This is a genomic window from Microcystis sp. M53602_WE12 (genome assembly GCF_030065455.1).
Taxonomy (GTDB): Bacteria; Cyanobacteriota; Cyanobacteriia; order Cyanobacteriales; family Microcystaceae; genus Microcystis; species Microcystis aeruginosa.
Genome location: NZ_JASJFB010000882.1, coordinates 1 through 7395, shown reverse-complemented (window position 1 = coordinate 7395; position 7395 = coordinate 1). Strand labels below are relative to the sequence as shown.

6 protein-coding genes are annotated in these 7395 nt (G+C 41.2%); 2 read left to right on the top strand and 4 right to left on the bottom strand.

Annotated features, from left to right (window positions below; genetic code table 11):
* Positions 1–232 precede the first annotated feature (232 nt).
* The 4 genes from recJ to PX482_RS26850 all read right to left on the bottom strand — a co-directional run bounded on the left by recJ (position 233) and on the right by PX482_RS26850 (position 5439).
* Complete coding sequence (recJ, locus tag PX482_RS26865) at positions 233–2197, bottom strand: single-stranded-DNA-specific exonuclease RecJ (protein WP_004266811.1); 1965 nt, start codon at positions 2195–2197, stop codon at positions 233–235.
* 58 nt (positions 2198–2255) lie between these two features.
* The gene (locus PX482_RS26860) at positions 2256–2897 is read right to left on the bottom strand and encodes an LppP/LprE family lipoprotein (protein ID WP_288094008.1); all 642 of its coding nucleotides are present in this window, start codon (positions 2895–2897) and stop codon (positions 2256–2258) included.
* Complete coding sequence (locus PX482_RS26855) at positions 2894–3355, bottom strand: hypothetical protein (protein WP_288027226.1); 462 nt, start codon at positions 3353–3355, stop codon at positions 2894–2896. The genes PX482_RS26860 and PX482_RS26855 overlap by 4 nt, the downstream gene beginning before the upstream one ends.
* A 74-nt stretch (positions 3356–3429) precedes the next feature.
* Positions 3430–5439 carry an ATP-binding protein gene (locus tag PX482_RS26850; protein ID WP_288123245.1) on the bottom strand — a complete coding sequence of 670 codons (2010 nt, stop codon included), beginning with the start codon at positions 5437–5439 and terminating at the stop codon, positions 3430–3432.
* A 208-nt stretch (positions 5440–5647) separates the two neighbouring features.
* Here PX482_RS26850 and psb32 point away from each other — a divergent pair, with 208 nt between their 5' ends.
* Together psb32 and PX482_RS26840 are read left to right on the top strand one after the other, a co-directional pair.
* Positions 5648–6331 (top strand): photosystem II repair protein Psb32, encoded by a 684-nt coding sequence (gene psb32 / locus PX482_RS26845; RefSeq protein ID WP_004266807.1) that lies wholly within the window; start codon positions 5648–5650, stop codon positions 6329–6331.
* Positions 6332–6563: 232 nt separating this feature from the next.
* Entirely contained in the window at positions 6564–7163 is a 600-nt protein-coding gene (locus PX482_RS26840) for a hypothetical protein (protein WP_004266806.1), read from the top strand.
* Positions 7164–7395: the final 232 nt, after the last annotated feature.

The following is a 7395-nucleotide window of genomic DNA, read 5'->3' as shown; positions in this document are numbered from 1 at the left end:
GGGGTGTAGGGTGTGGGGTGTGGGGTGTGGGGTGTGGGGAGAAACAATTCATAACTTGAGAGTTAATCACACTATTAAGTGGGTGGGTGGAATTAAATATAAGATGAACGTAGGTTGGGTTGAAGCATGAAACCCAACGCCCGCATAGTTTACGCTACCGCTAACCCATCCTACAAATAATTGTGCCTCCCTACTTAAAAACGGATTTGGTATTAGATTTATTCAGCCAGCGCTAGATAGCCAAAGCTTTGATGGCAACTTTAATTAAAGTATAAAAACGGGGTTCAGTCACGTTGACTTCTCTAGCTTGTTGTCGATTTTTGCCTAATAAACCAATGCGCTGCCCTTTCTGCACGACTAAAATATCGCCCTGTTCATTTTTGATGCGAATCTCGTTTACATCACCCCAAAAACTACATTGATACATTTTTTCGGCGTGCATAAAAATTGCTTTTTTAATACTATCATTTTCTTGGGGTAATCGCACTCCCACTAATTCAATTTCTATGGTTGTATTACCATTCCAAGTATTTTCTTTGAGTTTATAGGCAATATCTAAACGCGTTGGTAAAGGACAATATTCGCCCCAACGCCAAGCTAGGGCTTTAATTCTGGTATTATCGCTTTGAGCCAGCAATAATTTTAAATGATTTTTTCCGATAGTTTTCTGTTCCACTACTCGCACGTTAGGAGTCCAAAAAACGGGTAATTCATTGCCAATTCCCCAGGGTTGCAAACTATCAATTTGTTGAAAAAGTTGCAGGGTGATTTGTTTAAAGTCGAGGATAGTATCAATTTTAATTAAAGGTTTTAATTGTTCTATTTGTAAAATTTTGTGAGAAAATTGACTTAATCTTTGTTTGAATGCTAGTAAATTAGCTGTGGGTAAACTAAAACCTCCCGCCATTTTATGACCGCCAAATTTTCCTAGTAAATCTTGGCAAAATTGCAGGGCTTCAAAAACGTGAAATTCTTCAATTCCTCTGGCAGAACCGCGAATTTTACCCGTATCTTCTTCCTCGTAAGTACCAATAAAAACCGGCACTCCGTAGCGTTCCACCAAACGGGAGGCTACAATACCAATTACCCCATGATGCCAATCTTTTTCTACCACGACTAAAACTCGATCTTTTTGCCAAAGAATCGGCGTTTCTTCCACTAATTTAATTGCTTCTTCTTCAATTTTTTCGCACAATTCTTGACGGGTACGATTAATTTGTTCGCACTGCATCGCTCTTTCTAAGGCAATTCCTGCCTCATCGGTGGTTAATAATTCAATAACTATCTGGGGATCACCAATTCTACCAATTGCATTAATTCTCGGCCCCAATTTAAAGCCAATATCATCCGGTTGTAATTGCTTTTGTTCCTCGCTAATTCCCGCTATTTGCATGAGGGATTGAATCCCGACTAATTGGGATTTGGGTAATTTTCTTAAACCCCGTTTTAACCAGCGACGATTTACCCCGATTAATGGGGCTAAATCTGCTATAGTGCCTAGGGTAAATAATGCTAATAATGACTCGGTTAATCCCTGTAATTTACCCATTTTTTGGGCAGTTGTCACCGCTAAAATATAGGCGACTCCCACCCCCGCTAATCCCTGATAGGGAGAGTTAGGGGTTAATAATTTTGGGTTGAGAATAGCGGAGGCATTTGGTAAAATTGGCGGCAGATCGTGATGATCGGTGATAATAACTTTTAATCCTAATTCTATCGCTAGGGCGATCGGTTCGTGAGCGGAAATACCATTATCAACGGTGAGAATCAATCCGACTCCCGACTCGGCAAATTCTTCGACAATGCGCTGATTAATTCCGTATCCCTCTTTCATGCGACTGGGTATGGCATGATTTACCCTAGCACCGAGATGTCTCAAGGCTCTTAACAGTAAAGATGTACTGGTCATGCCATCGGCATCGTAGTCCCCACAGATAGCAATTTTATCGCCCCTAGCGATCGCTTTTACTAATAAATTGACACTTTTTTCTAAGTCGGGAAATTCCCCCAGGGGAGAGGGTAAGGTATCCGCTTCAGGATCTATATAAGTTTTAGCTAATTCGGGGGTATCAATACCGCGATTAATTAAGATAGTTGCTAATAACGATGATAGTCCCATTTCTCGCGCTAACCCCTCGATTTTTTCGGGATTAGCCGCGGCAATATACCAGCGTTGGATGGGATATTTGTAGGTCATTTTTTCTCAAACAATCCAGTAGGGTGCGTTAGCATAGCGTAACGCACCAAAAACAAGGTTAAAAGCGGATTTGGATGGCCCCAGCGGGAGGTTGAAAGGGGAGATTACTATTATTAATTCTCAGGGGAGAAGCGGGTACTAACTGCACATTTGGGGTGGTGGGTTGACTTTCGTTGGTACTCAGTAAAGTCAATTGATTAATACTAGGATTAATCGCAAATTGTTGGGTGATAACTCCCGACGGACAACAGGAAGGATCCCGAGGGAGAAATCTTCTCATGTTGACGGTGATCATACCATCTTTGGCACTCAGATTATCGACAATTACTCGATCGGCTAACAGGACAGTATCGGTGTTAGTGGCAGTACCGTTATTATCGATCACTAGGGCTAAATAATGTAATTGCTGTTGATCTCTGGTAATCACTCTTAACACGACAATACCATCATTCCTTTGATCATTATTATAGTCCCCCATCAAAGCTTCTCGACTGACTTGCACTCCTAAAATCTGTCCCTCATTGGATTGAAAAATACCATCGCTGACAATTACGGAACCCCGATTAGGAATGTTATAGACGGTGTTTCTTAAATTATCCACGCTCAGGGGTGTAGATTGGGCAAGTAAGGGCAGAGAATTATTTAATAGTAAACTGATACCCAGGAGGATAGACTGAGGCAAAACTGCTAATTTAATCATGGTTTTGATGGGTTGGGTATATTTTCTTGAGTATCGAATAACTGCACGTTATTGATGGTACAAACCATCCCCTGTTGTGCTGCTAATTTATCTCGCCATTGGCTTAATTGTTGTTGACCATTACTACCATTTAACCAGTAAACTGTCAACAGGCCGAGGGTTTGTTCTGGTTCACAGGAAAAGCCGAGAGTTTTATCGGGTATGTCGGTATTTCCCTCACGACATTGCCAACCTTGTTTTTCAATTAATTCTTTCCAACCTTGCTCTTCTTTGGCAGCCACGGCAATGCGTTGATCTCCTTGGGTACAAAGCCAATTTTTCTGCTGGGTGGGATCATTGGGTAGATCACCAAGATTGGGGGAATTTTGCTTGATTGGGGGAAGCGAGGGGACTTGAGCATGAACGGAAAAAATCGGTAGTATTAAGAAAGTACCGATGAGCATTTTTAACAGTTTCATCCTTTAAAATTGCCATATTTAGGGATTTATGCCTTTAGAATATCACGTTTTTGAGATCTAGATAAAATACTCTCTTAAGATATGTTTAAATCTCTAATGATGGTTTCGATCGCATCAAAGGAAAATTCTCTGGCTAACTGTTGTAAACCTTGGGCAAGGGTAGCATAATCGGGGGGAATTTCTGCGGTTAGGGCGATAATTTTTTCATCATCACATTCTCGCGCCGCTTGTTGCAATTGTCTAATCCAGACGGGACTGATTAATTTTAATAGGGATTGCAGGGAATCGAGGAAAACTGGCGAATAATTGGGTTGATTTGGCTCATTATCGGCATAAATATATTTTAATCCTAGATATTCGCTCATTTTTTGCCAAATAACTTCCTCTCGGAAAGGTTTACGCACGAAATCATCACAACCGGCGGCAATAACCAAGGCGCGATCCTCTTCAAAAGCACTGGCAGTTAGGGCAATTATCACCGTTTTTCCGCGATTATCAGCCTCTAACTGCCGAATTTCCCTAGTTGCTTCGTAACCGTCCTTCACCGGCATTCTCATGTCCATCCAGATAAGATGAGGTTGCCATGCTTGCCAAATTGCGATCGCTTCTTGACCATTAGCGGCCTCTTGCACGGATAATCCTAGGGTAGTCAGGAGTTTCAGCAACAGCAAACGGCTTTCCGGTCGATCATCGACGACTAATATGCGATATTTAGGCTGATTTTCCGCTAAAGCGATAACTTTTGCCCTATGGGTTTCGGTTTTAATCTCATTTTCCCCCACCAAACCCACCTGAATATCAAAACTAAAAATACTTCCTTGACCCAGAATACTACTAACTCCGATCGCACCCCCCATCAACTCAACAAATTTTTTACTGATAGGTAAACCCAATCCTGTCCCCTGTTGGGATTTTCGTCCCGTTTCCGTTTGGTTAAAGGGTTGAAATAGCTTATAAATCTCCTCTGGGGCGATTCCTGCGCCTGTGTCTTCAATTTCCCAAAGCAATCGCTGATAATCTCCTCTTTTCTCCCCTAATTTTCCCCGGAGAGTTACCCCTCCCGACTCGGTAAACTTCAATCCGTTACCCAAGAGATTGATTAACACCTGTCGCAATTTGCTTTCATCAGTATAAATATACTGAGGAAGCTCGGAGCTGCGATCAAAAATTAAGCTTAAAGCTTTTGTCTGCGCTTGTGGACGGAGCATTTCGGCAATATTATCTAAAAGAGCGTATAAATCGAAATTACTAGGGTTAAAAACCGTTCTTCCTGCTTCTATCTTCGACATTTCTAGAATATCGTTGATTAACTCTAATAAATGTTCCCCGCTACGATTGACAATTTCCAAATATTGGCGATATTCACTGCTGATGCTGCTATCCCGGGATATTAAGCGAGTAAAACCCAAGATAGCATTAAGAGGAGTGCGTAATTCGTGGCTCATGTTAGCTAGAAACTCACTTTTAGCTTTATTTGCCTTAACTGCCGCTTCTTTAGCTTCTTTTAACTCTTTTTCCGCTTCATATCTACTTTGTGCGATCGCAATTAATTCTCCCAGCAACCGCACAAAGGTGACATCTTCCCCTGTCCATTGCTTTTCTGCACTTGCATCCAATCCCAGATAACCCACCGTTATCCCACAACTATCCCACATGGGAACGATTAAGAGACAGGGAGTAGAACTATGAGCGAGAATAGTTCTTTCAGGGATAGCAGTAGCGGGTAAATCTTCTAAAGAGTTTATTTTAACTGGAATACCGTTTAATAATTGTTCCGAAAACCAGGGAAAGGTTTCCGTCGAGAGATTTTGTGATTGTTCCCGAATCGGGACAACTTGCGGATAGTCGGGGTGACAGTATTCATAAACCATACTCCACTGCTGACGACAGGTAGAATATTGAATAATGTAACAGTGAGCGCTCTGGGTAAATTGACAGAGCAGTTCTAGGGTATGATCGATCGCCAAGTGGAGATCTTGAGAAATTAGTAATCTTGTCACCCGTGAGAGCAAATTATCGCGATGGGCCTGCATTTCTAGGGCTTTTTCCCGTTTTTTAGACTCTAGTTCCTCAAAATCACTCATAATCAGTTATCAGTTATCAGTTATCAGTTATCAGTTATCAGTTATCAGTTATCAGTTATCAGTTATCAGTTAAAAGGGTTTGGGTGTTGGGGTTTTAGGGTTTGAGGGTATTAGTTGAATTTCCCCATCACCCCGTCTCCCGTCTCCCGACTCAAAAAACAGTAAACTTTTCCCCTATTATGTTCTATAGGAATTTTACCGAATCAATATGCTCAAATTATTAGCTTCTCTCCTTCTCTCCTGCTGTATAGCCTTGGCTGTTTCCCTGTCACCGGCTGCTGCTATGGGAGTCTATGACCTCCCTATTTTAAGCCCCGGAGCGCCCACTTATGTGGTCGATCCCGTTGCGGCCATTAGTGCCGCTAACGAGGGAAAATTAAATAAAGACCTAAAAAATCTCGCCGAAAAAACCGGACAGGAAGTGAGAATGGTGGTAGTCCGGCGCTTGGATTACGGTCAAAAAATTGACAATTTAGCCGATGATATCCTGAGAGAATGGTATCCTAACTCCGAAGATCGTGCCAATCAAACTATCATCGTCCTTGATACTTTAACCAATAAAACTGCTATTCGGGTTGGGGAGGAAGCAAAACCCCTATTAACCGATGGTATTGCTGATAGTATCCTCTCGGAAACTATGGCAGTTCCCCTCAAAGATGGGGGAAAATATAATCAAGCTTTACTCGATGCTAGTCGTCGTCTAACGGCGGTACTTTCTGGAGAACCGGATCCCGGTCCGCCGGAAGTAGCGACAATTAATATCGAAAGTACCTTTACTACCGCAGAAGAAACTGACGATAAAAATGCCACGATTTGGGTGATAGTTTTACTGGTTTTAGCTACAGTAATCCCCATGGTCACTTATTTTTGGTACGCTGGTTTTGGTCGCTAAATTAAATTAATGATCTGGGACTGATACAGCTAAAATATTCTCAGAGATAGTACAATCCTCAGCCTGAATGAGCAAGATGAAGTAACTTCTAAGTGGGTGGGTGGAATTAAATATAAGATGAACGTAGGTTGGGTTGAAGCATGAAACCCAACGCCCTACAAATAATTGTGCCTACCTACTTAGTAGATTTTAGTTGTATCAGTTCACCCCATTTGCTTAACCTTAATAACTAATGTCTAGACTGGTGACTCAATTACAATCCTATTATCGAGAGGAGGAAGGAACTTACTTAATTGAAATTAAACTTAATCAGTTACAGCAAGTCTTTAATTCTCTCGATCCTTCGCCATTTTTAGATAGAGATTTAGACGATAACGCCGAAAATTATATTATTAACTCTGTGGATGAATTCCCCCTAAATACCCCCCTTAAATTAGTCTTTTATCTTCCCAGTAACGAACAGAATACCGCCCGACATCTGTTACCCTCAGCTTTACATAATTATTTTGACTATCGCCAACAGGTAGAACAAAGAAAATTACGGACAATTTGGCGACAGGGACGCATATCTTTAATAATTGGTCTCTCCTTTCTTTTTGTTTGTTTGAGTCTTAGCGAATTAATTAGTCGTTTTGGCAGCGATACATTTATTCACTTCTTAGAAGAAGGATTATTAATTAGTGGTTGGGTGGCTCTCTGGCGACCTTTAGAAATTTTTCTTTACGAATGGTGGCCCGTCAGTCATCAACAAAAGATTTTTGCTAAACTGGCCTACATCCCCATTGAAATTCGTCTATTAGAGGAACCATCCACCCCAGACTCTTTTCGATAGCTCTAATCCTGCCGATGGCTTGTGTTCAAAGTTACAAAGCTTTTATTTGAAGCAGTTTACAATAAAAAAAATCCGTACAAAGCTTATCGGTTTTCAGCTTGGCTATTACTTTATTCTCAAACTTTTAACTAAGTAGGGTTTGCTGAATAAATATAAAAACCTTGTTGGATAAGGCTTTTAGACTTTTTTTCCCTGAAAAAGTGCCTACCATTGGAGTGATTGGGGGGAAAAT